A 26,990-nucleotide genomic window follows, 5' to 3' on the forward strand; every position below is an offset into this window, starting at 1 on the left:
TCCCATCGCACAAGTCCTCCTCCTAACGAACGTTCGAATGCATCATCCGTCACCAACGCAGGGATGATGAGGCGGCTAATGCTGACAGTATCAGAAGCTTCTATGCTAATGTAGAATTAACTATTTGTACACTGAGGCAGGTGGAGCATAAATACAGCCGGCTCCACATCTCCATGCATCCGATGCCATGCAGAAAATGTGCGCCTTTCCAAGAAAAATATGCTTTTACAACAGAGAATGTCACAATTTATTATCTTACGCTGAACGTAAAAAGGAGCACAAATTTTATAAACCATTATTTTTTGATATTTCCTCGCAAAACCCAATGAATTACTCATCGATGTATGTGCGATTCTGAAAAATCATCCGAATTTTGATGTTGCAAGAGGCTTCTTCGTATTCATACTATGGCGATAGCAGGAACGGATTCTTGCAGATTGTATAGAAATTTCTGAGACTTACTCTCCTTTTTGGGATGGTAAGACACATTGCGGATGGGGTTAGTCGCAGTCGGTCCTGGTATTTGCCGACGTATTGGAACAGTCCAAAGGGGGCCACCGTGGTCGAAACCGCTGGTAGCACTTCTGATGCACGGGAACCCGAATTCGCACCGGCCACCGGTGGAGCGGTCATCCTCACGCTGACAGACGCTCCGCGCCCCGCAGATCATTCCGATGGGCCAGACGGCAGACAACAAGGGAAATTGCGAATGCTCTCCTCGCTGAACTTGCGTGTGCCGCGCGCGCACGAACTCCCGCCGTCGACCACGATAACGCGCTGTCCAAAGGGACGATGCCGGTCGTCCGGCCAGTGGGCGACCGCGCTGATCGTGCTCGGAGTCGCGACGCTCACGAAGGCTGATCCCGGACTTGCTGATGATTTCACCGTGGAGGAAGGAGAGACGGTTCAAGGGGTGACCTTAGGGCCGGGCGACACCCAAAACATTGGGCCGGGCGGCCGAACGATTGATATCACGGTTTCAGACCAGGCTCGGCAGTTCGTCGAGTCCGATGGCGATGCGCTGCGCACCGTGGTGCTCGGCGGCGGGCGGCAATATGTGGGCGGCACCGCGAGGGATACGTTCCTGCGGAGTGGCGCCTTGCAGCGGGTTTTCTCTGGAGGCGTGGCAACGGGCACCCAGGTCGACGCCGGCGCACAAATGCTTGTCAACGCGAACGGGGAGAGCATCGACGCTGTTGTCCGTGGAACGCAGGAGGTTGCGGGTTTCGCACGAGGCACGATCATCGAGAATGGGGGCGTGCAAACGTTGGTGGGTTCAGATGCGGCCGCCATTGACACGCTCATTCAGGCTGGCGGTCGGCAAGAGATTCAAGGTGGCATCGTCATCGATACGCAGGTCGATGGCGGCGAACAGATCGTTTCAGGTGGCGAAGTATCAGGGACGATACTGAATGCGGGCCGTCAGCATATCTCCGGCGGCACCGTCGCCGGAACGACGATCAACGACGGCATCCAGCTCGTGGAGGGTGGCACGGTCAGCGGCACGACGCTCAATGGTGGTACCTTGCAAGTCGGCAATGGCGGCACCTCCGGCAGCATTAGCGGCGACATCACCAACAACGGCGCGCTGGTGTTCAACCGCGGCGGTGAATTGACCTATGGCGGCGTCGTCAGCGGTACCGGCACGCTCACCAAGACTGGCGATGGCTTGGTCACTCTGACGGCGGACCATACCTACACCGGCGACACGACGATCGATGACGGGACGCTGCAGCTGGGCAACGGCGGCACATCGGGTTCGATTGCAGGCGATGTGGTCAATAACGGCGCACTGGTGTTCAACCGCGGCGGTGAACTGACCTATGACGGCGTGATCACCGGTTCGGGCTCGCTCACCAAGACCGGCGACGGCTTGGTCACTCTGACTGCGGACCATACCTACGCCGGCTTGACGGCGATCGATGACGGCACGCTGGCCGTCGACGGCAGCATCATCTCCCAGGTGGATGTCTCAGGAACCGGCATTCTCGCGGGCGTCGGCACGGTCGGTTCCCTCACCGCGGGCGACGGTGGCATCGTGGCGCCGGGCAGTGTGCTCGATCCCGACGAAGTGACCGGGGTGCTGACCGTCGATGGCGATTTCGTGCAGCAAGCGGGTTCTATCTATCAAGCGAGTGTTGCGCTAGACGGAGCATCTGATCTGGTCGGTATAAATGGGACCGCCGTCATCGATGGCGGCGCAGCCATCGATCTCGTGCGGCAGGACACTGGCCGGTTCTCGATCGATACGCGCTATACTCTGCTGACAGCGGCGGGTGGCGTCAACGGCGCCTATGGCGGCCTGATAGGCGCCTGGGTCGCCGACTCGCCTTTCATCGATTTCGAACTGGCCTACGACCAGCAAAACGTCTACCTCGACGTCGTCCGCACCGACACGAGCTTCCGGAAGGTTGGCGAAACCGTTAATCACCATTCTGTTGCTGTGGCTGTCGAGGCGATCAGAAAACAGCATCCGGATGTCGGTCAACCTGTCCATGACAATCATCCTCTTCATATCCATAGCAGTATCCTTCCCCTGACGACGTCGGAAGCCAAGGACGCCTTCGACATGCTCTCGGGCGAAATCCACGCCTCCGTTCACAGCACGCTCATCCAGAACAGCCATTTCATCCGTGACGCCGCCGGCGATCGCATCCGTGCCGCGTTCGAAGGTGTTGGCGCTTCATCTGTGCCGGTCATGGCCTATGGACCGGGCGGGCCGGACATGGTTCCTGCGACCCATGATCGCTTTGCCGTCTGGGCGCGCGCCTTCGGCGCTTGGGGGCGCCTCGACGGAGACGGCAACGCTGCTCGTGTCGACCATTCGACCGGGGGCTTCATTGCGGGCGGTGACGCGCTTGTAGGCGAACATTGGCGCCTTGGGCTTCAGGCCGGCTACAGCCGCACATCGTTCGACGTGGACGAGCTCGCCTCCTCCGGTTCTAGCAACGACTATCATCTGGGCCTCTATGCGGGCACGCAGCGGGGACCTATCGGTTTCCGCTCCGGCCTCGCCTATACATGGCATCGCATCGAGACCGACAGGTCTGTGGTTTTCCCAGGCTTTTCCGACAGACTTTCAGCTGACTACGATGCGGGCACGTTCCAGGCCTTCGGAGAGCTCGGCTATAGGCTGGACACAGCCTCAGTGTCCTTCGAACCCTATGCGAACCTTGCCTATGTGAAGTTCAAAGCGGACGGCTTTTCTTCGAATGGCCGCGCGGCCGCGCTCTCGGGCAAGGACCGGTCGAGCGATACGACATTCACCACGCTCGGGCTGCGCGCCTCCTCGGAGTTCATGCTGGGCTCGATGGTCGCTACGGCCAGGGGCGGCATCGGCTGGCAGCATGCCTTCGGCGACGTGACGCCTGAAACCAGCCTTGCCTTTGCAAGCGGCCCGTCCTTTACCGTCAGGGGAGCGCCGATTGCCGAAAACGCCGCGGTGATCGAGGCGGGGCTCGACATGAACCTCGGCAAGGCGGCCACGCTCGGCCTTACCTATCAGGGGCAACTCGCTTCGGACGTGCAGGAGCACGGTTTGAACGCCAAACTCAGTGTCCGTTTTTGAGGTTCAGCGACATGGAGCGTATTAACAGCCGTCACGATCACGCAAGTACCGGTGGATCGAGGCGCTTCCACCGCTCAGTACAGCGGCCAAGCTTGGCCGCATGGATAATCGAGGTAGATGAGACATGCGTATGACATCCTGCCTGCGCGTCGTCGCAATTGCCTGCGCACTGTTTTCAATGCCGGCGAGCGCTCAAGACAGGACGGTTTTCCTCACCATTGATGATGGCCCGCTGAGTGGAATGTCGAACATTCTTCGGGCGCTTGAAGCCGAGAAAGTGCCGGCCACCTTGTTCCTTGTCGGCGAGCATGTCCAGGCCAGCAAGGAGCATAAAGACCTGCTGGCTAAGGCCAAGGCCTCGCCTTTTGTAACGATCGGCAATCACAGCTATTCGCATGCACATAACCGCTATCGCAGCTTCTACTCAAATGCTGCCGGCGTACTCGAAGACCTTGAAGAAGCCAATAAGGTGCTCGGACTGACGGTTGCGCCGTTCCACACGCGCCTACCGGGACGTGATGTTTTCCGCTTGCCCGGCGTTACCCGAGAGGATCGCGGCATCGGCCATGCCGAAGATGAACTGGAGAAAGCGGACTATGACAAAGTGGCTGCCGCCGGCTTTTACCTCTACGGCTGGGATCATGAATGGTCGCATGACAGCCGCGGCAAACCCATCCAGAGCGTCGAACAGCTGGTGAGCGAGATCGGCACCAAGTTCGCTAGAAGGGAACTTGTAACGACGGACAAGATGTTGCTGCTCATGCACGACGAAATGTTTTCCGATCGGTATGATGGATACGCGAAGTTCCGCGCCTTGATCGCCGCCCTCAAGGCGAAAGGCTACGCGTTCGGGCATCTCAAAGACTACCATCGCTGACAGAGCACTGGGCAAGCACTGCGTAAGCTGAAGACCAAGTGAGCAGAGGGTGTATGCCCTTCCCCATCGACCTGTTGCGGAATATTGTAGGTACCGAGGCCGCTCTTATTTCCCCAAACCAATGTTCTGTCATCGGGATAGCTATTATTAGAAACCTACCACTTTCTTGCCTGAATAGATAATACGTTCTAGTTCCTTATGTAATTCATGAGAGAGTTTGCAGGGTAATACGGTTGCGACTAAAAGACTAGAAATTCTTCATGGAGAGTCTTATGGTAAAAACGGCATTGATGACTGCTGCCATCTTTCTGGCAGCGCCGGCTTTCGCATTCGCCCAGGACAAGTGCTACGACGGCGCCGACAGTCAAGCTGCCATGACCGAATGCGCCGATGCCGCGCTCAAGAAATCCGACCAGACCCTCAACGAGCTTTACAAGCAGATTGAAGCCCGCCTGTCGGATGATGCAGATACCAAGAAGCTTCTCGTTCAGGCACAGCGCGATTGGATCAGATTCCGCGACGCGGAGTGCGATTTCCAGACGGCGGGAGCGGCCGGAGGAAGCGTAGTGCCGATGCTCGTCGCGCAGTGCATGGACGACCTGACGCAATCGCGCATCGAAGACTTTGAGAGCTACCTGAATTGCGAGGAAGGCGAACTGAGCTGCCCTGTCCCGGCCGCGAACTGACATGCGTGGTTTCGGCGAAGCTGAATACGCTTGATCACGTGGCATAGCTGTACGGCTTCTGCCCAGAGCAATAATTGTGGCCCCAACTGTGTCGGCGGACTGCTGTTCTAGGAAGCCATGTGCCGCGACGCCCACGATGACTTGGGTTCGGGAAAAGTAATCCGTATTGCGCCGTTGGTTAGGGATACCCGATCGGGAGTACGAACTGGTGGCAGACGCGGTACTAAGCGTTCAACCGCAGGAATTTACCGGCAACAAGACGCACGGCTTTGCTGGATCGGACCACAGCCAGCTACATGTAACCAGCGAGGGCCTTGGCTGGTCTGACATTTATCTTTCACGGCTATCGGAAAGACCCCATCAGAGAAGCTACGAGCCGTGCGCCCATCCGATGATCGGCTTCTCGCTCAACGGTCCGGCGTCATTGAAACGCACCTTGCGTGGGCGCACAGAGCACTGCGTCATGCGACCCGGCAGCTTCGGGATTCTACCTGCCGGTCTCCAAGTCGAGTACGAGCTCGAGGACCCCGTCGAATCTCTCCATATCTATCTCCATAAAAGGATCATGGAAGAGGTGGCTGCAGATCTGTTCAAAGGTGAACCGGGCAGGCTGGATTTGATTCCGCGCCTTGCCACCTTCGATTCCGTCGCGGAGCATATCGCGCAAGGCATATATGAGGCGGTACTGGAGCCGCCGCCGCCTCTTTACCTGGATCACCTTGGAAGGGCGTTTGCGGCGCGGCTACTGCGTATGCACTCGACCGCTGCGGGGCAGCATACCCGTCCCCGGGCGAAGCAGGGCCTTACCCGCTTGCAGATCAAGAAAGTCAGGGAGCTTGTAGAGGCTCGACTGGCGGAGCCCCTGTCGCTGTCCGACCTGGCCCAGGACAGCGGCATGACGCCCAGCCACTTCGCCCGGCTGTTCAAGAAGTCGATGGGATTAACCCCCTATCAATACGTCATACTCTGCCGAGTGAAACGCACGCAGCGCCTGCTTGCGCACACGTCGGTATCCATATCCAGCATTGCGATCGAATGCGGCTTTGCCGACCAGATGCATCTGACGCGGACGTTTCGGAGACTGACGGGCGTTACACCGGCTTCCTTTCGGCGTGAACGAAAAGGGTAGATCGGTGTGTTGCCGGGGCAACAATCACCGAGAACCGTCCAGAAATGCCGAAAACGGACAATACATAACTATAACCTGCAAGAACTAACTCTCTCAATATGCCCCAACTGACACGATTATTACGCTGACATTTCTGATTGTTAAGAGGGGACGACCGAATGACGCAAGCAATAGCCCGGCGCAACCGATTTCTTTCTTCCGTTGCGACCGTGCCGCTTTCCCTTACCATGTCGACGGTTGCAACACGCGCAATGTTCGGAAGTTCCGGCGTCCGTCAGTGTCGGAACGGAAATTTCCCCGGCGCCCGGCTGGCAACGACACCTGCGCTGGCGTTCGCCGCGGTGCTGACCGCTATCACCCCGGAGCCCGCCGGGGCGCAGGAGACGAACTGGACCGGCGCTATCAGCAGCGATTGGGTGAATAATGATAACTGGACCGGGAACACACCGATAGACAACACGGCGAATATCAACACGATGTCGCCCAATCCCACCGAACTCGACGGAGCGGATGTCACGAGCGGCGCGCTCCACATAGGCCAGGGCGCCGGTTCGTCAGGGGTCCTGGCCATTGTGAGCGGTGGATCGCTGACATCGACTGACATGATCGTCGGGGGCGATGGTGGGTCGGGCGGGCTGTTCATTGGCGGCGGCATGCTGACCAACAACCCAACCGGCGACGTTTCCATTGGAGACGGGCCCGGGTCCAGCGGCCTGGTAACCGTGGCGGGCCCGGGGTCCATTTGGACAGTTACGCAGCATTCCGTTTTCGTTGGCGATGGTGGCACCGGCAGCCTGAATGTCAGTAACGGTGGCTTTATCCACTTTCTGCATGACCTCACAATCGGCGAGAGTGGGGGCACCGGCACGCTGAGCGTGCAGAGCGCTAGCATGGTGAAAACCGACAGAGACGCACACATCGGCAGCGATGGGACCGGAACCGCCACCGTCGCGGGACCCAACGCGCGGTGGGACATCACCAGGGACTTGATCGTCGGCGATGGTGGCACCGGCACGCTGAATGTACAGAGCGGTGGCACGGTGACAACCGGCGGAGACGCTTTTGTCGGCAGCGATGGCGGCACCGGCACGCTGAACGTCACTGACGGCGAGGTGTCGGTGATGGGCAGTACGACTGTCGCGCACACACTGGGTTCAGGCATCCTCAACATCAACACTGGCGGCACGCTGGAGACCGCTTCGCTTGTCCGTGGCGACGGCACCGCTCAGGTCAATTTCGATGGCGGCACGTTGCGCCCGAACATCAATACCATAGGAACTTTTGTCGCGGGCGGCTTCGGCCTCGGTGAACTCAATATCGCCGCGGGCGGACTGACCATCGACGATGCCGGCTTCGACATTGCAGCCGCATCTCCCTTTACCGGCGTCGGCGGGTTGACGAAGTCGGGCGGCCAAACCCTCACCCTCACGGCGGAAAATACCTACACCGGCGGCACGACAATCGCCGCCGGCGAACTGAAGCTCGGCGCTAACGGCACCGCCGGCAGCATCGTCGGTAATGTCACGAACAACGGCCAGCTTACGTTCGACCGTTCCAATACCTACACCTTCAACGGCGAGATCAGCGGTGCTGGCAGCGTCGAACAGATCGGCGACGGCGTAACCGTCCTCACCGCCAACCACACCTACACCGGCCCGACCACGATCACCAACGGCACGCTGGCGGTGAACGGCTCGATCGCGAACTCGTTGGTGAGCGTCGACGGCGGCACGCTGGGCGGCACCGGCACGGTAGGCACCACGACCGTCGCCTCGGGCGGCACCATCGCTCCGGGCAACTCGATCGGCACGCTCGATGTCTTCGGCGACATCACATTCCAGCCCGGATCCATCTACGCGGTCGAGACCGAGCCCGGCGGCATCTCCGACCTCATCAACGCGTTCGGCACCGCCGACATCCTCGGCGGAACCGTTCTGGCGGCGGCCGGCTCGCACACGGCCGGAGCCCGTTACACGATCCTGACGGCGGCGGGCGGCGTCTCCGGCACCTTCGATTCGGTGCACGAGAACGCGCCCTTCATCGATCTGGCCCTGGCCTATGATCCGAATAATGTCTATCTCGACGTGGTGCGCAATCAGACCGCAATCCACGAGGTCGCCCACACCGACAACCACACGGCGACCGCCCACGCCATTCACAGCCAGGGGCCCGGCGGGCCCATCCACAATGCCGTGGTCGGCGTGCCGGACGCGCCCACGGCGCGGCGGGCGTTCGATCTTCTGTCGGGCGAAATCCATGCCTCGATCAAGGGGGCGATGCTCCAGGACAGCCGCTTCGTGCGCGAGGCGGCCCTCGACCGCATCCGGGCGGCCTTTACCGGCGTCGCCGCCCTGACGCTGCCGGTGATGGGCTACGGGCCGGCGGGCCCGACGCCGCGGCAGGACGCGGCGCTGGCGCGAGAGGGCAAGAGTGCGGCGGCCTTCGCGCCGGCGGCGGCCGACACCAACCGCTTTGCGGTGTGGGCGCGCGGCTTCGGCTCCTGGGGCGAGCACGAGGGCGCCGGCAATGCCGCCGATCTCGAGCGTTCCATCGGCGGTGTCTTCGTCGGCGCCGATGCGCGCTTTGCCGAGACCTGGCGCGCCGGCGTGCTCACCGGCTACAGCCGCTCGAGCTTCCACGGCGACGCCCGCGCTTCCTCCGGCGACAGCGACAATTATCATCTCGGCCTTTATGGCGGCACGCAGTGGGGCGCGCTCGGGCTGCGCCTCGGCGCCGCCCATACCTGGCACGAGATCGAGACCGGCCGGTCGATCGCCTTCCCCGGCCTTGCCGACAGAGCGGAGGCCGCCTACGACGCGCGCACGGCGCAGGTGTTCGGCGAGCTCGGCTATCGGATCGACCGCGGCCGCTTCGGCTTCGAGCCCTTCGCCAACCTCGCCTATGTCAACGTCCACACCGACGGTTTTGCTGAGGACGGTGGCGCGGCGGCGCTGACGGGTGCGAGTTCGCACAGCGACGCCACCTTCACGACGCTCGGCCTGCGCGCTTCGACCGATTTCCAGGTCGGAACGATGAAAGCGACGGCGCGCGGCATGGTCGGCTGGCGGCATGCCTTCGGCGATACCACGCCGACGGCGACCCATGCCTTTGCCGGCGGCGACGCCTTCACGATCGCCGGCACGCCGATCGCCGAGGACGCGCTGGTTCTGGAGGCCGGATTCGACGTGGGGCTTTCGCAAAAGGCCACGCTCGGCCTGTCCTATTCCGGCCAGATCGCCGACAGGACCAGCGACCATGGCGTCCGCGCGGACTTTACGGTGAAGTTCTGATATCCCTGGCGATGACTCCTGCAAGGGCAAGGTCGCTGTCCGCCGCTAGAAGCAATTCCAGGAAAAGTGGAAGCCGGTTTTCCGTCCGGAATTGCGTAGAACCGACAGCTAGATCAGTTCGGCGTTCTGTGAAACGGTGAACTGATCTAGTCTAGCTTGCCGAGCGCACCGGTGAGCGTGAGGGCTTGACGGTCTTGCCGCCCTGGAGCGGCCAGCGGCTTGGCTCCGAATCCCTTGAGGACAAACGAGCAGATCATTCATGGAAACGACTGTCCCGGAACCCGAGCAGGTTTTTCACATCCGCACCATCCTGGCTGTCGTCATGGGCCTCAGCATTACCCGATTGCTGGCCGGGCTTGCGCGTTTTGTGCAGCATCCCAGTCGGGAAAACGTCTACCTCGTCCATCTCGGTTGGGTCGTCTTCCTTCTCACCGCGGTCATCCATTTCTGGTGGTTCGAATTTGCGATGGTCCATGTCGAACTCTGGACCTTCGAACTCTATTGCTTCCTCTTCTGCTATACAGCGATCTTCTTTTTTATTTGCTCGATTTTATTCCCCGATCGCATGGACGAGTATGCCGGGTTCAAGGATTATTTTCACTCGCGTCAGAAATGGTTCTACGGCCTTCTTGCCAGCCTGTTCGTCGTCGACGTCATCGATACCCTGTGGAAGGGTACACAGCATTTCCAGGCGCTTGGACTGGAATACCCGATCCGCCAAGGTCTCATGTTCGTGTTCGCCATCATCGCCATGTTCGTCACGAACCAGCGCTTCCATCTTGCATTCGTCGTTGTCGTACTGGTCGCGCAAGTCTCCTGGATCCTGCGCTATTTCCAGTTTTTGTCCTAAGCGACGTTACCTCTACCATGCTCACCCCAGCCAATGCCGCCGCTCGGCCCGCAAAGGTCTGGGCGAGCAAGGCCGTTCGAAAGTGAGCCCGGTGAGTGAAGCCCAACCCAGCGGTCAGCCCCGCACCGGCCGGCCCATGGGGGCCGTGGGAATGCGATCATCGACCCCAGAATGCCTCCAGTGCGCTCGGCGAGGCCGATGATTTCAGCGCGCGGACAAAGGCTGCCATCGGTGCTGCAGAAAAATCGACGACGAGAACATCCGGCCACAGTCGAAAACTGGATGAATTCGAAAGGTCATCATTCATCCCCCGTCACGGTCTCGGCGAAACACTTGGCCAGATCCGCCGGCGCCCCAAGCTTCCTCGCCCAGGCTGTCAACTCTGGGCGTTCGGACGGTTCCGCCCAGCCCCCCCACACGTCGCGAAAACGCTTCGTCCCGTCGATTGTCTGAAAGAACATGACACCATCGTCGCTCACAGGCGTGGAGATGTAAGCGGCACTCCAGTTGCCGCTCTCCATAATTGAGAAGAACCCCACCTGAGCGGGCTTGAACTCGTTGTCCATCGCCGAGGCAACGAGGCGGGCATATGCCTCCTTGCGGGCCTTCGTCATTTCGACCTTCACGCCATCGCAGGCCCGGTTGGCGGCGAAGGCAGACGGCAGCGCAATTCCAAGCCCCATGACGGCAATCACTATGATTTTGGCATGCCGATGGAGCAGGCTGTTGAGTTCAGGCATGAGCGGTTGTTCCTTTCCACGTTGCACGAATCCTCTCTCTAGCCGGATCGTCGACCGGGCAGCCTTCGTCATGGCAGCCGGCATAGTTGCCGTCGCTATCGTAGATCAGGTTACCGTGCATGTGGTAGCTCGCACTTCTCGCAAATCGCGAGGGATCATCTACGAAACAACCAATACCATGGCTGCCGATATGATTGCCGCGCGTGTCGCGATTCAGGTTGCCCTGCGCATCGAATTGCGGCCGCGGATCGATGTAGGGTCTTTGGGCCGTGGCGCAGCCGGCGGGCGCCGTGAAAATAACAAACATTGAAACGGAGCATGAACTTCTCAAGCGTCACGAACCCGCATTGCAAGTTACACAAATATTAATCTCGCATACTTCGTGTTCAAGGAATGAACAGTATCTCCCACTTCTCAGATGACGAAAATAGCACCCATAGCGTGCCGTGGGTACATTCAAAAAACAACTCTATATCAAGAAGCGATTAAAAAGCCGGATCTTGGATGAATGGACCTCCGTTCATGGTTTGAACTTCGGCTGAAAGCCGCCCCAGAAAGCGGTCACCAACGGCGCGGTTTCGCCCGCAGGAGTCAGTGAGCGGGGGGTCGACCGGCGCCTCGCTGCGGGTCGGCGCTTGCGCCCGCAGGCGGCGTCCAAACAGTGCGCGAAACGGGGCAGCTCCACGCATCGTTTCAAAGATGGAAGACCTACGTTTCCTTCTTCGCCTTCGACACGCTTGGGATCAGGCTGGCAAGCTCCATCGGGAAGGGAAAGACGATGGTCGAGCTCTTTTCGCTTGCGATCACGTTGAGCGAACTCAGATAGCGAAGCTGCATGGCCTGCGGCTCGCGCGCCAGGATTTCTGCCGCCTCTGCCAGCTTCTGCGCGGCCTGTTGTTCGCCCTCGGCATTGATGACCTTGGCGCGCCGCTCGCGCTCGGCCTCGGCCTGGCGCGCGATAGCCCGGATCATCGATTCGTTGACATCGACATGCTTGATCTCGACATTGGAGACCTTGATGCCCCAGGCATCGGTGTGCTTGTCGAGAATCTCCTGGATGTCGGCATTGAGCTTGTCGCGCTCGGCCAACATCTCGTCGAGATCGTGCTTTCCGAGCACCGAGCGCAGCGTCGTCTGCGCAAGCTCGCTGGTGGCCTGCATGAAGTTTTCGACCTCGATGGTCGCGTTTTCGGGATCGATGACGCGGAAATAGATTACGGCATTGACGCTGACCGACACATTGTCCCGGCTGATCACGTCCTGGCTCGGAACGTCGAGAACCAGCATGCGCAGATCCACGCGCACCATCTGCTGAACGAAGGGAACGAGCAGGATCAGGCCGGGCCCCTTTGTGCCGGTGAAGCGGCCGAGCGTGAAGATCACACCGCGTTCGTATTCGCGCAGGATCTTGACCGCCGAGCCGAGAATCGCCAGCAGGATGGCGATGAGCACGACATAGAAGATGAGGTCGCCGAACATATCCATGAGCTTTCTCCTTTGCCGATTTCGACCGCGGCGCGGTCCCTATGTCCGCTCCCCTGCCGAGACGGGGACCGCCGATACCTTGAGCGTGAGGCCGTCGATGTCCTTGATCCGCACGGTCTGACCGGCAACCATCGGCGTATCGGAAACGGCCTTCCAGCGTTCACCGTGGGTAAGCACGTAGCCTGTGGTTCCGTTCCAGCTCAAAACCTCGCCGGTGGCACCGATCATCTGTTCCCTGCCGCTCACCACCTTGCCGCGCTGCGAGGTCAAGGCAAGCCGTGCGACCAGCAGCGACATGAGGAGGCTGGCGACGGCGACGGCGGCCAGCACCGGCCACGACACTTCCAGGCCCGGCGTTTCGGTGTCGAACAGAAACGCCGCACCCAGCACGAACGCGATGCCGCCGCCAATGCCAAGCACGCCAAAGGAAGGTGAGACGACTTCGGCGACCAGCAGTGCCGCGCCCAGGATGACGAGCCCCACGCCCGCATAGGTAACCGGCAGAACGGCCAACGCGTAGAGCCCCATCAGGAGGCTGATGCCGCCGATCGTTCCCGGCACCAGCGCACCGGGATTCATGAATTCCAGGATCAACCCGTAGATGCCCACCATCATGAAGATCAGCGCGACGTTGGGATTGGTGATGACGGTCAGGAAGCGCGTGAGCCAGTCCGGCTCCATCTCCTCGACCGCAAGGCCGTCCGTATCCAGCACCATGTCAGCCTGACCGACACGCGCCGACATGCCGTCGGCCTTGGCCAGAAGGTCTTCGATGTTCGCGGCGGTGAAGTCGATCACATTCTTCCGCGCCGCCTCCGTCGCGGTTAGGCTCGCCGCTTCGCGGACAGCCTGTTCTGCCCACTCCACGTTGCGGTCGCGCAGCTCGGCCAGTCCCCGAATATAGGCGACCGCGTCGTTGATCGCTTTTGCCTCGCTGGCATTGGTGGGTGCGGCCGGCTGGTCGATGTTCTCGCCATCATCCTGCTCGTCCTGTCCGCCACCGAACGGCGATCCTCCGCCACCGACTGCCACCGGCGTGGCCGCGCCGAGGTTGGTGCCGGGAACCATCGCCGCTATGTGGCTTGCATAGAGGATGTATGTGCCCGCGCTTGCCGCGCGCGCGCCGGAAGGCGACACGAAGCTTGCAACCGGAACCGGAGAAGCGAGGATTTCGCGGATTATCTCGCGCATGGAAGAGTCGAGCCCGCCTGGCGTGTCGATCCTCAACACAACGATGGCGGCCTCGCGCTCGCCCGCCTGCTGGATGCCACGGACGATATAGTCGGCCGTCGCCGGCCCCACGGCACCCTCCAGCGTCAGCACGACGGCGACCCTGCCACCCTGCGCGGAGGCCGACAGGCCCCAGGCACCGGCAAACACCAGCAGCGCCGCCACCGAGGCACGCACGAATGAGGCTCGCACCAATGCAAGGCGGCTCCACCATCGGCAAGCAGCTTGTACCTCGTTCCTCATAGGCTGGTTATATGTATCACCATGCCGTGAAGATAAGGGTGGTGTTGGCCAAAAGCCCAGGATCTCTCCATCGCGCTGCTGGGCAACGCGCCGGGTCAAAGCCGAGAAGTCCGAAGGCAGCTTTCTAGGGCCTGAAATCCGCAAGTCGTTTAGCAGACCTGGAACACTAGCCGGATAACGTTGTTCCCGGACAATGGTAAACCGAGAGCGAGAAACGAGCGTGGCGCGGAAAGCGCCGCGGATAACATTCCCCTCCTGCAGTCCGCCCCTGCTGCGTGACATGGTCTTGAAGAGCGGCTTGCCGCGGGTCCATGTGCCGGCAAGTCTGCATCTTCCCGCACCGGTAACAGGCAACCGGTCGGCGGTTGTCGTCATGCAGGGGCTTGGCGGGCCCAAAGATCACCGGGAGCGCGCCTATGGAGCTTTCCTGGCAGAAAGGGGGTACATCGCGCTCGTGCCCGACAGCTTTGCCGGCCGCAGCATCAGATGGCGCTTCGACGACATTCGCGCGCTCTTCCTGACGGAGTCGATGATGCTGGCGGATGCCTTTGCCGCGCTGCGCTATCTGGCCGGAAGGCCAGATGTCGACCCGCGCCGGGTCTTCATCATCGGTTTTTCCTATGGCGGGATGATCTCGGTGCTCACCGCCTATCGTCAGCTGGCCGATCTATTCCTGCCGGGAGGACCCCGCTTTGCCGGTCACGTCTCCTATTACGGATGCAGCATTCCGCGACTTGAGGATCCGCGAACCACCGGAAGTCCGGTGCTCATGCTGCTTGCGCGGCGGGATCGAAATGTCTGCCCCGAACGGTCCGAGCAGATCGCGGCAGATCTGCAGATAGGCGGTTCCCCGACACACCTCGAAACGTTCGACGCTTACCATCAGTGGGACGGAGACGACGTGAAGGCACGCCACGTGCTCTTCAACCTCCGGCGGTGCCGCATGCATCTCGACCGCAGGAACGAGGTGTTCGACGAGTGCACCGGCCTGCGCATGAGGGGCATGGTAAGTCGCGCAGTGCTCATTGCCATGTCCGTCGATCCCAAGGGATATACGATCCAGCAGGATCTGGAGACCCAGCGCGTATCTGACCGCCTGCTGCTTTCGCTCCTGCGGAACGCCACGCACGCTGGGAACGAAAGCGCGTTCCTACCCGAGCGCCTGCATTCACCTGCACCGGCCACGGTGAGTAGTGGCACAAGCAGGATCCACCACCGCCGCGGTTCCGATGAGGTGAGGCATGAAGAATATCACGACAACCCCTGATGCAACGATCGGATCCATCGGCCAGATCGGCGGCCGGCTGGGTCGCGCCGGTTCCCTGGAAGCTCGAGTGACCACGAGCGAAGAGGATATCCAGGAAGCCCAGCGAATCCGCTACAAGGTCTTCTACGAGGAGCTCTCCGCCACGCCCACGCCGGTTGCAAGGCGTGCAAGGCGCGACGTCGATGCATTCGACCCGATCTGCGACCACCTCGTCATTCTCGATAGGGATCGTCTCACACGCCAGAAGAGGCGCCCCATCGTCGGAACCTACAGGTTGCTGCGGCAGGAGGTGGCGGAGGCTCATCAAGGCTTCTATTCGGCCAGCGAGTTTGAGATATCGGACCTGGTCCAACGAAACAGGCCGCTTCAATTCCTCGAACTCGGTCGCTCCTGCGTCCTTCCCGGCTACCGCAGGAAACGTACGCTGGAGCTGCTTTGGCACGCGATCTGGCGCTACTGCCTCATGCACCGCATAGATGTCCTTTTCGGCTGCGCCAGCCTGCCGGGCACGGACGTGGACCGGTTTGCCGTACCGCTAAGCTTCCTGCACCACACGGCCTCTGCACCGCCCCAATGGTATGTGCGGGCGGTACCCTCCAGGCGGATCGAGATGAACCGCATCGAGCCCGGAAAGATCGATAGGCGTTCAGCCCTTCGCCTCCTGCCGCCGCTCGTCCGGGGCTATCTCAACCTCGGCGCCTATTTCGGCGATGGGGCCGTTGCGGACGAACAGTTCAAGACGATCGACGTGATGACCGTTCTTCCCGTCTCGCGCATCCGCAAGGGCTACATCACCTATTTCGACCCCGATGCCGGAAGGCAGAAAGCCCAGCCGTGAAGCTTGGACGGATGAGTGCCCGATTCGCGGCGGCAAGGAACGTTTCCGCCTGCATCGGCATTCGGAAAGACAAACGCAACAGGTCCGGTCGTCTCATGAAAATGAACCTTGCCTCCGCCGCGGCGGTCATGCTCGTGAACTTGCCGATGGTCTCGGCGGCGCAAGAGGATTCCCTCGACCGGTTCGCCGGAACCTGGTCGGGCTCCGGCACGGTCCAGGTCAACTTCCAGTCACAGCCTCGCGACGTAAGCTGCGACCTGGCAGGCGTCAGCGGCGGGCAATCCATATCGATCAGCGGAACCTGTCGCGCCTATCTCGTCTTTACCCGTCGTATCGGCGTAAAGCTCGCCCTGAACCCGCAATCACAAAAATATACGGGAACCTATATGGGCTCGCCCGCAGGGCCCGCGCATCTGTCCGGAACGATGGAGAACGGCAGTCTCGACCTCACGATCACCTGGCCGAAGGAGATAAATGGCGACCGCACGGCGCTGATGAGAGTGGCCAGCGATAGCGGTAGCCTGCACATAACCGTGTCCGATCGCGTCGGCGGCGAGGGGGAGTTGCGCACGATGACAGACATCGCGCTGACGCAAAGCTGAAGGCCGTCGCTCCGGCAGGGCTATGCGCTAACCAGCCGCACCGGATACCGCGTGCCGCTCTCGGCGAAAAAATCCTCGAACCGTCGCAGCGGCAAGGGAGGTGGAAGCGGGTAGCGGTCCCGAATCCGCACGATGTCGGTGTGATATCGAGCAAGAGCGGAAAAATGGTGGGGATAGGCGCGTTCGTTGACCCCTACAAAGGCGCCATGGCCCCGGGCCCGGCGCAGGAGGCCGCGCCAGTCGTCGAGGGAGGGCAGGCCGACAGACTCCGTGCCGTGCGGGAAGATCATGAGCCCTATCTCCCCGAAGGGCTCGCTCCGCTCCAGATAGGCGTGAAGCGCGGCAAAGGAGGATGCCGCGTTGAAAGTGGCCCAGTAGGGTGTCGAGCCCGTGCGCAGCGCCCAGTGAGGCTCGACGAGGGCGAACGAGCTCACCAGCAGGCGGTCGCTCGCCAGACCGCGTTCGCGATGCCACTGGCGGTGCAGGTCCGCGACCGGGGCGCTCAGATCGTCGGGCTGTTCGTAGGCCAGCCGCAGGACACGCAGCCCCAGTTCCTTCGCCAGCCCTTCGATCTCCCGGCCCAGGTCGGGCTCGAAACCCCATTCGGCCTCCGGACTCTCGCCATCGGGCTCGGGCGGATCCCATTTCTCCAGGTCGACGCCATACCGCTTCAGGTATTCGGCAACGCGGCGGCTGCCGCGCAGATACTCGTCCGGCTCCATGCCGCCCACGGCGCCGAACTGGAAGACATAGCGCCCATCCACGCGCGTGACGGGCCAGCGCTTCGTGCAGTCCGACAGGATGATGGTTCCGCCCGGCTGGAGGCGGTCCCGCAGGAACCGGCGATAGGCACCCGGCAGGTGGCGGAACTTGGTGCGAAAATAGGTGATGTACTGCAGGGACAGCCGATCCTGGCTGGGGTCGTGCATCTGGTGGAGCTGAATGTTGGGATTGGATCCGAGCAACGCGTCGCCCGCCTGCCTGGCCTGCTGGAGATCGCCCCGCGGGTCGTCGACGCCGCGGCCCTTTCGCCTGAGCGCGACGAGGAAGGTCTGCGGCAGCCACGGAACGCCGAGAGCGGTCGCAAGATGTGCCAAGGCGCCGTTGGAAGAACCGATAAAGACCGCCGGATAACGCCGCTGCGGGTAAAGTCCTGCAGCCCAATCCGCAATCTCGTCCAGGCCGATATCGCCGATGGAGCGGCGTGGAACCGCTTCCATGCCGGTAGCCGCCGCATAGATCTGCCGGCGGAGCGGAACGGGCAGCATGTCGGAAAGACGCACGGGGGCTTCGAGCAATCTCGAATGGCCGAGCGCGGGGAACCCTTGGCCGCGAATCGCGCATGCCGTCGCCTGCAGGAGCGCAGCGGAGGAATCGAAGCCGGCAATACCGTAGGGCGTCTTCACGATCGGTCTCCCCTCCTCCACTTGGCTGTTGCACGGTCGTCACGGGCGCTGCGGAGCGGCGCGATCGCGCTTGTCAAAAAGAGCAACCGCGCCGATCAGCAGCCCAAGCAGCATCAGCCACAACCCCGCCAGGACACCGCCCGACGCGGCGATCCACGCCCCCGCGGCCAGGATCGCCGATGCGATGGCGCCGGCGATCGCCCGGGCGATCCTCGTGGCCTTCCCGGCGTCCTCGATCCAGTGCGTCAGAGCCGATCGCAGCACGCGGCCACTGCTCAATGGATATGCCGGCAGGAGCCCTATTGCCGCAACGATCCCGTTGAAGCCCATCAGAAACAGGGCCACGCCGAGAGCCGCGAGGGACATACGGGGCCCGGCTTCGAGGACAAAGAAGGCAAAGAGCAGCACGGCGAGCGCGATGCTGGCCAGGAGCCCCGCCGCCGCCGCTTTCAGCTCCGCCTTTACCCTTCCAGGAGGCGCGGCGGCAACGCCGCCGAAGATGAACAAGGTGACGGCATCGAGGGGAACGCCGGCACGGCGCGCCACGAATATATGGGTCAGTTCGCGCAGCATCAGCGACAGCACCACCCCGCAGGTCGCCGCCAGCGCCATGCCCCAATATGCCGTGCCGGAGAGCTCCGGCACGAGGGCCGGCATCGTCACCTCGGACAACGTCCAAAGAAGCAGCGGCGCAACGGCGATCCATGAGACGTCCGCCGAAACAGTCACGCCGGCCACGGTGAGCAGCATGAAGCGGCGGGTGAGCATGTCGGTGAAACGATTTGCTGGATTATCCGTTCCAAGGGAAGGTTGAGCGAGCATGCCTGTTGTGACCAGACCGATAATATCGCGCCGCCGGTTCCTGCAATATGCCAGCGCAGCCGCGGCGGCTTTTCCGCAGAGCGGCGGCGCGGCTCTTCCCGTGCCCGCCGGCCGCCGCATCATGAGCGACGATTCGGCCGTGCTGCGCAGCACCTTCACCCAGGCAGGCGAGCGCATGATCCATGCGCTGGTCTCGGTCCTGCCGGCGCCACGTCAGGCGCCGCCGGTCGTGCTGGTGCATGGGCTGGCCCTGTCGGGACAGTATATGGTGCCCACCGCCGACGAGCTGGCGCCGCATTATCATGTCCTCGTGCCGGACTTCCCGGGCTTCGGTGACAGCGAAAAACCCTCGCGCGCACTCGACGTGCCGTTGCTTGCGGATGCACTGGCAGGATGGATGGAGACGGTCGGTTGCCCGCGGGCGGCGCTTCTGGGAAACTCCTTCGGCTGCCAGATCATCGTCGACTTCGCAGCGCGCTACCCGCATTTGGTCGCCTGCGCAGTGCTTCAGGGGCCGACGACCCCGCCCGACGAAAGGAGCTGGCTGATGCAGTTCATCCGCTGGCAGCAGAATTCCCAGTACAATCCGCCGAAGATGGGCAAGGTGGCCGGTATCGACTACGCCAAATGCGGCATTACACGCGCCTTGGCCACTTTCGAGTTTTCCCTGCGCGACGAGCCGGAAGAAAAACTGGCCGCCATCCAGGCGCCGACGCTCGTCGTGCGCGGAGCCAAGGATCCCATCTGCCGCCAATACTGGGCCGAGCGGGTCGCGGCGGCGCTGCCCAACGGCCGGCTCGAGATCATACCGGATGTGGCGCACACCCTGGTCTTCACGTCGCCTGAGGCACTCGTCTCCGTCAGCCGTCCCTTCATAGACGCGGTGACGCGATAGGACCTGAGGAACCCCCTGCCGACGAAACCACGAAAGCTTTTCGCCGGGTCGGAACAACATGGCTGAGCTGCAGAAGCCGGCTCTTGTGCCGCGTCCTTGCCCAAGGGGGCTGGCGCTCCACCGGCGCCCTACTCCGCCGCATGCCGCGTCTGCCGGTCCATCCCTTCGGTAAGCTTGGCGATTTCTTGCTCGTCGAGCGTCTCGCGTTCCAAAAGCGCTTCGGCGGTCCGGTCGAGGAATTCGCGGCGTTCCTCGATGAGGGCGACGCTCCGCTCGAATGCCTGGGCGACCAGGCTGCGGACCTCCTCGTCGATGGCATCGTGGGTCGCCTCGCCATGCTCGCGCGAGGTCGTCTGCTCGGGGCCCAGGAAGCCGCGGCGGTCGCGCTCGTAGGCGACGTGGCCGAGGCGGTTGCTCATGCCGTAGCGGGTGATCATCGAGCGCGCGATGTCGGTGACTTTCTGCAGGTCGTCCGCCGCCCCCGTCGACAAGTGTCCGAAGACGATGTGCTCGGCCGCCCGGCCGCCGAGCAGCACGATCATCTTGTTGGTCAGCTCCTCCGCCGTCATCAGGAAGCGGTCCTCGGTCGGGCGCTGAATGGTGTAGCCGAGCGCGCCCACGCCGCGCGGGATGATCGAGACCTTGTGCACCGGGTCGACGCCCGGGATCACCAGCGCGGCGAGCGCATGCCCCATCTCGTGATAGGCGACGATCCGGCGTTCGCGCGGGTTGATCAGGCGGTTGCGCTTTTCCAGCCCCGCAATGATGCGCTCGACGGCGTTCGAGAAATCCTCCATTTCGACGGCATCGGCGCCCCGGCGGGTGGCGAGCAGCGCCGCCTCGTTCACGAGGTTGGCAAGATCGGCGCCCGTGAAGCCCGGCGTCAGCGCTGCGACCTTCTCCGCCTCGACGTCCTCGGCCAGCGTCACCTTGCGCATATGCACCTTCAGGATGGCGATCCGCCCCGCCTTGTCGGGCCGGTCCACCAGCACCTGACGGTCGAAGCGGCCGGCGCGCAGCAGCGCGGGATCGAGCACCTCCGGCCGGTTGGTCGCGCCGAGGAGGACCAGGCCCGCCTCCTTGGTATCGAAACCGTCGAGCTCGACAAGGAGTTGGTTCAGCGTCTGCTCCTTTTCGTCGTGGCCGCCATAGGTGCCGCCCGGCGCGCGGGCGCGCCCGAGCGCGTCGAGCTCGTCGATGAAGATGATGGCAGGCGCCTTCTCGCGGGCTTGCTGGAAAAGATCGCGCACGCGCGCGGCACCGACGCCGACGAACATCTCGACGAACTCGGAGCCGGAGATGGACAGGAACGGCACGCCGGCCTCGCCCGCCACCGCCTTGGCGAGCATGGTCTTGCCCGTGCCCGGCGGACCGACGAGGAGAACGCCCTTCGGCATGCGCCCGCCGAGCCGGCCGTAGCGGTCCGGATCCTTCAGGAAGTCGACCACCTCGACCAGTTCAGCCTTGGCCTCGTCGACCCCGGCGACATCCTCGAAGGTGATGCCGGTGTCGGTCTCGACATAGATCTTGGCCTTGGACTTGCCGATCTGCATAAGCCCGCCGCCAAGGCCGCCGGACTGCGCCAGCCGCCGCGACAGATAGAACCAGAGCCCGACGAAGAGGGCGACCGGGATCACCCAGGAAAGGAGCGTCGGGATGATGTTGCTCTCGATCGCACCCTCGACCTCGATGCCGAGCGCGGAGAGTTCCTCGACCAGCTCGGGATCGACCCGCGTCGTCACGAAGGGGCGGGTGGCAGTCTCACCCTCGGCGGCGCCGTCTTCCGGGAGCAGCGTGCCTTGAATGTAGTTCTCGGAAATCCGGACGTCCTCGATCCGGCCGGCCTCCGCCAGCCGGAGGAACTCGGTGTAGGAGAGCTGCTCGGTTCTCAGGCCCGTGACGACCGCCTGAACGAGCAGGAAGATCGCGATCGCGACGAGCCAGAACCAGATGTTGAAGCGGCCCTGCGGCGTCTTGCTGCCGTCGAGCAGACGCTTGTAGGCGTTCTTTGCCGGCCGGTCGGGCGGCTGCTCCGCAGAGCGCGTCTTCTCGCTATCGGACTCGTAATGCGTGGGATTGCTCCGGGCCATGAGGTCGAAATGCGGATTGCGCCGATCGGTTCCGGTTCACCTGGAACCTCAGGACATATTCCACGTCACGAAGGCGAAGTTCGATCTGCCGAACGGTCTCGCCTATCTTGACGCTCCCGTCGTGGCCAACGAGTTCGGACCAACACCGGCAACGTCAGTCGACTTGACCCACTGCGATCAGGATGACGCCATGATCTCATTTCCACCGTCTTGAATATCGGCCTGGAGCCAACGGGGAGACAGATGGACGTCGATTGTCTGGAGCCGACCGGGACCGAGGTTCTCAAATCGATGCGGTACGCCTTTCGGACCGAGCACAACGTCGCCAGCTTCCGCATCTATCACCTTGTCTCCCACGAAGAAGCGCGCGTGCCCCTGTACGATGATGAAAATCTCATCATAGGGGTGAACATGCAACCTTGGCCCTTCGCCAGGCGTGTCATTGCCGTATGCCAAGATCGTGTTTGATGCGCCCAGCAATTCTCCGGCAATGTGACCGCGCCATGGTCCAGGAAGCGAGGGATCGAAAAGTCGTTCTTTCGCCGCCTGGCGCTCGTCCGGCATGACGGTTGCGGGGTCAAAGTCATGTCGAGCCATCAACGTATCCACTGGCCGTTATTCTGTTCGCCTACTCATAAGCCCGCGCAGAATTCGGTGCAAGATTCAGTAGTTCCGCATCTCGCACGGTGTGCGACGTAGAATTGACCCCAACAGCGCCAGTGGCTCCTTCTTCTATATTCGCCGGGGACGCGCTCATGCTCCCCGAGCCCCGTCCATCTCCCGAACGACGTCTTCGACAGGAGTTCTTTCGACTGCGAGTTCGGGAAGACCGGGAGCGTCGGGCGCGGCCACGTTGTCGCGCTGCATGAGGGCGATCTGGTTGCGGGTCAGCGGCGTTCCGGGCAGCCATTCGCCCGCGATCGAAGCGACCCGCCACAACGCAAACGGCACCGGCACGAGGCGCACCGTCGAGCCTAGCTCCGTGGCCACGGATTGCACCAGTTCCCGGTATGTATATGTCCGCGGTCCCGAAAACTCATACCGCCCGGCATCGATAGGCGCGGCTTGCAGCAGGCGCCCTATGCCCTCGGCGACGTCCTCCACATGAACCGGCTGCAGCCGGGTTTTGCCGCGGCCGAACAGCGGATAGACCGGCAGACGCCGGACGAGATTGCTGATGGCGGTCAGAAAGGCGTCGTCCGGGGCGATCATGACGGCCGGCCGAACGATAATCGCATCGGCAAACTCTTCTCTCACGGCAATTTCCCCTTCGCCGCGCGCCCGGATGTAATCCGACGACGATGCCGGATCCGAGCCGATGCCGGAGACGTGGATCAGTCGCTCGATGCCGCCTTTGCGGGCATTGCGCGCCACGCGCGCCGCGCCCTCGACGTGAACTGAGCGGAACGTTGCGCCGCCGCGCTCCACATACAGGCTGACGGCATTGACCGCGCCGTGAGCATGCTCAAGAGCGGCGGCGACGGAAGCCTCGTCGTGTATGTCGGCCTTGACGGCTTCGACCTCGGCCGGTGCGAACAGGGTATCGGCGCGCGCCGGATGCCGCGACGCAACGCGGACATCAAAGCCATGCGCGAGCAGGTGCCGCGTGACGCGGCGGCCCAGAAAGCCGGTCCCGCCAAAGACGGTTACAAGTCGCTTCTTCATCTCCTTCGGGCCTGCGATTGATTCCGTCGCACGCTCTGGACGCCGTCATTTTGTCCGCGCATGCCACCGGCCGCCGCCAATCCGTTTCCCCGCGGATCTGCTTGGCGGCTATTGCGGCCGCACCGGAATGCTGCGGGCCCGGTGCAGCAGGGAAACGACCTCCTCGTCGGATGTCTGCTCAAAATTCTCATAGTGGAGGCCCACCGCGCGAAACGCCTCAGGCGTGCTGAGACAGACGATCTCGTCCGCCTCTTGCGCCAGGGCCTCGATCGTGTCTGGCGGAGCAACGGGAACCGCGAGGATGATCCGCCTGGCGCCGGCCCTGCGGAGAGAACGCAGCGCTGCCTTGACGGTGCCGCCGGTCGCGATACCGTCGTCCACCAGGATAACCGTCCGGTCTTCGACCGGAACCGGCGGCCGGCCTTCCATATAGGTCTCCCGCCTCCGCTCGATTTCCGCCAGCTGCCGGTTCTTTTCGGCTTCCAGATAGTCGGACGAAGGCCGGACAATGCGCATTGCTTCCTCGTTAAGGACCACCTGGGGATTGGCCCCGTCCACAACCGCCCCTATGCCGTATTCGGCATGACCCGGCGCGCCGATCTTGCGCACGATCAGTATATCCAGCGTCGCCCCCAACGCGCTGGCCACCTCGAATCCGACGGGCACGCCGCCGCGCGGCAGCGCTAGCACGAGCGGATTGGCGTCCGCATATTTCGCAACCGCAGTCGCAAGGCGGCGGCCGGCGTCTTGTCTGTCGGCAAAGACGTCCCGGGCTTCGAACATCCCTCAGCTCCCTGTTTTCGGGCGACCGAGATGAGCGAGGAACCACTCGGTCGCGTGTCGGACCACTTCATCGAGCGTGCCGGGCTCCTCGAAAAGATGCCCGGCGCCTTCCACGATGACGATGCGCTTTTCCGTCTGCAACGCCCGATGAGCGCGCTCGTTCATCTCGATGACCGGGCCGTCCAGGCTCCCTACCAACAGAAGCGTCGGCGCCCGGACCTGCGGAAGAACGTCGATCGCAAGATCCGGTCGTCCCCCGCGGGAAACCACGGCCGCGACGGGCGAGTCCGGTCGCGCCGCCGCCGTGAGCGCTGCTCCGGCACCGGTGCTTGCGCCAAAATAGCCGGGGACGAGCTTGGCCGTCTCCCGGCGGTCCTGCAACCACTTCGTCGCCAGATCAAGGCGCGAGGCAAGCAGATCGATGTCGAACACATTGCGTCTGTCGCGCTCTTCGGACGGCGTGAGCAGGTCCAGCAGGAACGTGCCCAGCCCCGCCTTCCGGAGCTGCGCCGCAACATGATTGTTGCGCGGACTGAGCCGCCCGATTCCGCTGCCGTGGGCGAAGATCACGATGCCGGTTGCCCCGTCGGGCACGCCGAGCAGGCCGGCAAGGCCCGCCGGCTCGACGCGAACCTCGACGACATCGCGTGCATTGGCGCCTGTTGCGGAAGCCGAACCTGTGTTTGCCCCGGTTGCCATGGATACTTCTCCCGTCATGCTGACCCTTGCACAGATTACCGAGCGCTCGCTCCCGGCGCGGCTGCGCTAATCAAAACCTCCTCGCTGGCCGCGTTTGCTGGCCTCTCGCCGCCCAATCGCGATATCCGGCCAATGTTCCGATCCGGCAGGCGGCCCCAACCCTTCCGGCATCCGCTTCTCCTCCTCCGCTTCTCCTCCTTCCCAAGCCCGTCGATGGTCTCGACCTGGGGACCTTACACATCATGCATGGGCGCGCGACGCATGAGCGCGCGGCCGCTGGGGAAGGCTGAGATCCAGGCGCCTCACCAGAGGCACACCGCCACGGAACAATGGGCATGGGAGCCTGTTAGGGCGGCAGCATCAGGGTTCGACACCAGTGCTCCGCCCTATGCTCGGCAGACTGAAACATTCACTGCCCGCAGCCAACAGATCGGGAGGAAATCATGCAACGATTGCTAACTACCGCCCTTTGGTCGGCAATTGTCCTGGCTGCCGCCCAGGCGCAGGATCAAGATGCGGGCCAGGCTTCAGACCAACGGCAGGGACCCGCCAGGCAGCAGGACATCAATGTGGCCCGACCCGGTGAAAGCGGAACGCTTCCGGGCAACCCCTCCCTCGAGCTCAGGGAGGTGACCGGCGGTCTCGTCGACCCCGTCAATGTCGTGAGCGCCAGGGATGGCAGCGGCCGGCTCTTCGTGGTGGAACGCCACGGCGTGGTGCGCATCGTCGAAGACGGCAGCGTGGCCGAGCAGCCCTTCCTCGACATCAGCGATATCGTCCTTCCCTATTTCCTCGAACAGGGGCTGTACGACATCGAGTTCCACCCGGACTTCGAGAACAACGGCCATGTCTACGCGCATTTCGCCGAAACCTTGCGCAACGGTGATTCCCTCATCGTCCGCTATACGGTCTCGCAGGACAATCCCGGACAGATCGATCCCGACAGCGCCAAGCTGATCATGCAGATCGATCAGCCCTGGGCCAACCACAATGGCGGCGAACTCGCCTTCGGCCCCGACGGCTATCTCTATATCGGCAGCGGCGACGGCGGCTGGGAAGGCGACCCGCTGGAGGCGGGGCAGGATCTCGGTACGCTTTTGGGCAAGCTCCTGCGCATCGACGTGAACGTGCCGGACGACAGCTACCAGGCCTATGCGATCCCGCCGGATAACCCCTTTGCCCGGCAGGCGGGCATCGTCGAGCTTTTTGGGATCACCGAAGAAGAGTTCGCGCAAATCCACACCGAAGCGCGACCGGAGATCTGGGCATATGGCCTGCGCAACCCGTGGAAGTTCCACTTCGATTCTGAAACCGGTGATCTCTTTATCGCCGAGGTGGGACAAAACCACTGGGAGGAGATCAACTTCCAGCCCGCCGACAGCGAGGGTGGCGAGAACTATGGCTGGGATTTCCTGATGGGCACGCACTGCTTCCCCATCGAGGAGGAGAACTGCCCGCAAGTGGGCGTCCTGCCGGTCGCCGAATACGACCATGAGCATGGATGCTCCGTGATCGGGCTCGGCGTCTATCGCGGCGGGGAGATCGAGGGCCTCGACGGCGTCTATCTCGCCGGCGACTACTGCGCCGGCACGATCTGGGGTCTGGCGCGCGGCGAGGACGACCAGTGGGTCTTCCAGGAACTCGTTGCCTCCGGCGTGCAGCTTACCGGCGGCGGAACGGACGAGAACGGCGACGTCTACGTGACGTCATGCAACTGCAACTACGGCGGGCCGCTGCCGCAGGAGAACCCGGCCGGCACGCTGTGGCAGGTCGTTGCGGCCTCCGGCCAGGACTCCGATGCCACGGGGACAACCCAGCAATAGCC

22 protein-coding genes are annotated in these 26,990 nt (G+C 62.6%); 11 read left to right on the plus strand and 11 right to left on the minus strand.

The annotated features are described in order from the left end of the window. Positions 1 to 709 precede the first annotated feature (709 nt). The 6 genes from NTH_RS04850 (at position 710) to NTH_RS04875 (ending at position 10,400) form a co-directional block, all read left to right on the plus strand. Complete coding sequence (locus NTH_RS04850; RefSeq protein ID WP_338528953.1) at positions 710 to 3,568, plus strand: autotransporter outer membrane beta-barrel domain-containing protein; 2,859 nt, start codon at positions 710 to 712, stop codon at positions 3,566 to 3,568. Positions 3,569 to 3,692: 124 nt separating this feature from the next. After that, positions 3,693 to 4,445 (plus strand): polysaccharide deacetylase family protein, encoded by a 753-nt coding sequence (locus tag NTH_RS04855; RefSeq protein ID WP_338528954.1) that lies wholly within the window; start codon positions 3,693 to 3,695, stop codon positions 4,443 to 4,445. Between the two features lie 272 nt (positions 4,446 to 4,717). Further along, positions 4,718 to 5,131 carry a lysozyme inhibitor LprI family protein gene (locus NTH_RS04860; protein WP_338528955.1) on the plus strand — a complete coding sequence of 138 codons (414 nt, stop codon included), beginning with the start codon at positions 4,718 to 4,720 and terminating at the stop codon, positions 5,129 to 5,131. 208 nt (positions 5,132 to 5,339) lie between these two features. Beyond that, the gene (locus NTH_RS04865) at positions 5,340 to 6,260 is read left to right on the plus strand and encodes a helix-turn-helix domain-containing protein (RefSeq protein WP_338528956.1); all 921 of its coding nucleotides are present in this window, start codon (positions 5,340 to 5,342) and stop codon (positions 6,258 to 6,260) included. A 158-nt stretch (positions 6,261 to 6,418) separates the two neighbouring features. Beyond that, positions 6,419 to 9,550, plus strand: a complete 3,132-nt coding sequence (locus NTH_RS04870; RefSeq protein ID WP_338528957.1) for an autotransporter outer membrane beta-barrel domain-containing protein — start codon at positions 6,419 to 6,421, stop codon at positions 9,548 to 9,550. 259 nt (positions 9,551 to 9,809) lie between these two features. After that, on the plus strand, positions 9,810 to 10,400 hold the full coding sequence (locus tag NTH_RS04875; protein ID WP_338528958.1) for a hypothetical protein: 591 nt from the start codon (positions 9,810 to 9,812) through the stop codon (positions 10,398 to 10,400). Between the two features lie 299 nt (positions 10,401 to 10,699). Here NTH_RS04875 and NTH_RS04880 read toward each other — a convergent pair whose 3' ends face one another. The 4 genes from NTH_RS04880 to NTH_RS04895 form a co-directional block, all read right to left on the minus strand. Then, positions 10,700 to 11,140, minus strand: coding sequence for a hypothetical protein (locus tag NTH_RS04880; protein WP_338528959.1), 441 nt, complete (start codon positions 11,138 to 11,140; stop codon positions 10,700 to 10,702). Next, positions 11,133 to 11,447 carry a hypothetical protein gene (locus NTH_RS04885; protein ID WP_338528960.1) on the minus strand — a complete coding sequence of 105 codons (315 nt, stop codon included), beginning with the start codon at positions 11,445 to 11,447 and terminating at the stop codon, positions 11,133 to 11,135. Before NTH_RS04885 ends, NTH_RS04880 begins: the two co-directional genes overlap by 8 nt. A 401-nt stretch (positions 11,448 to 11,848) precedes the next feature. Continuing rightward, complete coding sequence (locus tag NTH_RS04890) at positions 11,849 to 12,625, minus strand: slipin family protein (RefSeq protein ID WP_338528961.1); 777 nt, start codon at positions 12,623 to 12,625, stop codon at positions 11,849 to 11,851. Positions 12,626 to 12,664: 39 nt separating this feature from the next. Further along, a complete protein-coding gene (locus NTH_RS04895) occupies positions 12,665 to 14,047 on the minus strand; it encodes an NfeD family protein (protein ID WP_422392349.1) in 1,383 nt (460 codons plus the stop codon). A gap of 349 nt (positions 14,048 to 14,396) precedes the next feature. On the opposite strand from NTH_RS04895, the gene NTH_RS04900 reads away from it, so the two are divergent. The 3 genes from NTH_RS04900 to NTH_RS04910 all read left to right on the plus strand — a co-directional run bounded on the left by NTH_RS04900 (position 14,397) and on the right by NTH_RS04910 (position 16,805). After that, a complete protein-coding gene (locus NTH_RS04900; protein ID WP_338528962.1) occupies positions 14,397 to 15,365 on the plus strand; it encodes a dienelactone hydrolase family protein in 969 nt (322 codons plus the stop codon). A 67-nt stretch (positions 15,366 to 15,432) separates the two neighbouring features. Further along, on the plus strand, positions 15,433 to 16,203 hold the full coding sequence (locus NTH_RS04905; RefSeq protein WP_338528963.1) for a GNAT family N-acetyltransferase: 771 nt from the start codon (positions 15,433 to 15,435) through the stop codon (positions 16,201 to 16,203). A gap of 95 nt (positions 16,204 to 16,298) precedes the next feature. Further along, the gene (locus tag NTH_RS04910) at positions 16,299 to 16,805 is read left to right on the plus strand and encodes a hypothetical protein (protein WP_338528964.1); all 507 of its coding nucleotides are present in this window, start codon (positions 16,299 to 16,301) and stop codon (positions 16,803 to 16,805) included. A 20-nt stretch (positions 16,806 to 16,825) separates the two neighbouring features. Here the strand turns inward: NTH_RS04910 and NTH_RS04915 are convergent, their stop codons facing one another. Both NTH_RS04915 and NTH_RS04920 read right to left on the minus strand, forming a co-directional pair. Then, complete coding sequence (locus NTH_RS04915; RefSeq protein WP_338528965.1) at positions 16,826 to 18,211, minus strand: hypothetical protein; 1,386 nt, start codon at positions 18,209 to 18,211, stop codon at positions 16,826 to 16,828. 39 nt (positions 18,212 to 18,250) lie between these two features. After that, positions 18,251 to 18,979: a hypothetical protein gene (locus tag NTH_RS04920; RefSeq protein ID WP_338528966.1), complete on the minus strand. Its 729-nt coding sequence runs from the start codon at positions 18,977 to 18,979 to the stop codon at positions 18,251 to 18,253. A 61-nt stretch (positions 18,980 to 19,040) separates the two neighbouring features. On the opposite strand from NTH_RS04920, the gene NTH_RS04925 reads away from it, so the two are divergent. After that, positions 19,041 to 19,928 (plus strand): alpha/beta hydrolase, encoded by an 888-nt coding sequence (locus NTH_RS04925; protein WP_338528967.1) that lies wholly within the window; start codon positions 19,041 to 19,043, stop codon positions 19,926 to 19,928. Between the two features lie 128 nt (positions 19,929 to 20,056). On the opposite strand, the gene ftsH is transcribed toward NTH_RS04925, so the two are convergent. The 5 genes from ftsH to NTH_RS04950 all read right to left on the minus strand — a co-directional run bounded on the left by ftsH (position 20,057) and on the right by NTH_RS04950 (position 25,165). Then, positions 20,057 to 22,018: an ATP-dependent zinc metalloprotease FtsH gene (gene ftsH, locus NTH_RS04930; protein ID WP_338528968.1), complete on the minus strand. Its 1,962-nt coding sequence runs from the start codon at positions 22,016 to 22,018 to the stop codon at positions 20,057 to 20,059. A gap of 177 nt (positions 22,019 to 22,195) precedes the next feature. Further along, positions 22,196 to 22,615: a cupin domain-containing protein gene (locus tag NTH_RS04935; protein WP_338528969.1), complete on the minus strand. Its 420-nt coding sequence runs from the start codon at positions 22,613 to 22,615 to the stop codon at positions 22,196 to 22,198. A 156-nt stretch (positions 22,616 to 22,771) separates the two neighbouring features. Further along, the gene (locus NTH_RS04940; RefSeq protein ID WP_338528970.1) at positions 22,772 to 23,683 is read right to left on the minus strand and encodes a complex I NDUFA9 subunit family protein; all 912 of its coding nucleotides are present in this window, start codon (positions 23,681 to 23,683) and stop codon (positions 22,772 to 22,774) included. A gap of 108 nt (positions 23,684 to 23,791) precedes the next feature. Beyond that, positions 23,792 to 24,466, minus strand: coding sequence for a phosphoribosyltransferase (locus NTH_RS04945; protein ID WP_338528971.1), 675 nt, complete (start codon positions 24,464 to 24,466; stop codon positions 23,792 to 23,794). Positions 24,467 to 24,469: 3 nt separating this feature from the next. Then, entirely contained in the window at positions 24,470 to 25,165 is a 696-nt protein-coding gene (locus NTH_RS04950; RefSeq protein WP_338528972.1) for a dienelactone hydrolase family protein, read from the minus strand. A gap of 443 nt (positions 25,166 to 25,608) precedes the next feature. Here NTH_RS04950 and NTH_RS04955 point away from each other — a divergent pair, with 443 nt between their 5' ends. Further along, positions 25,609 to 26,988: a PQQ-dependent sugar dehydrogenase gene (locus NTH_RS04955; protein WP_338528973.1), complete on the plus strand. Its 1,380-nt coding sequence runs from the start codon at positions 25,609 to 25,611 to the stop codon at positions 26,986 to 26,988. The last annotated feature ends 2 nt before the right edge of the window (positions 26,989 to 26,990 follow it).

This window comes from Nitratireductor thuwali, assembly GCF_036621415.1.
GTDB lineage: Bacteria > Pseudomonadota > Alphaproteobacteria > Rhizobiales > Rhizobiaceae > Chelativorans > Chelativorans thuwali.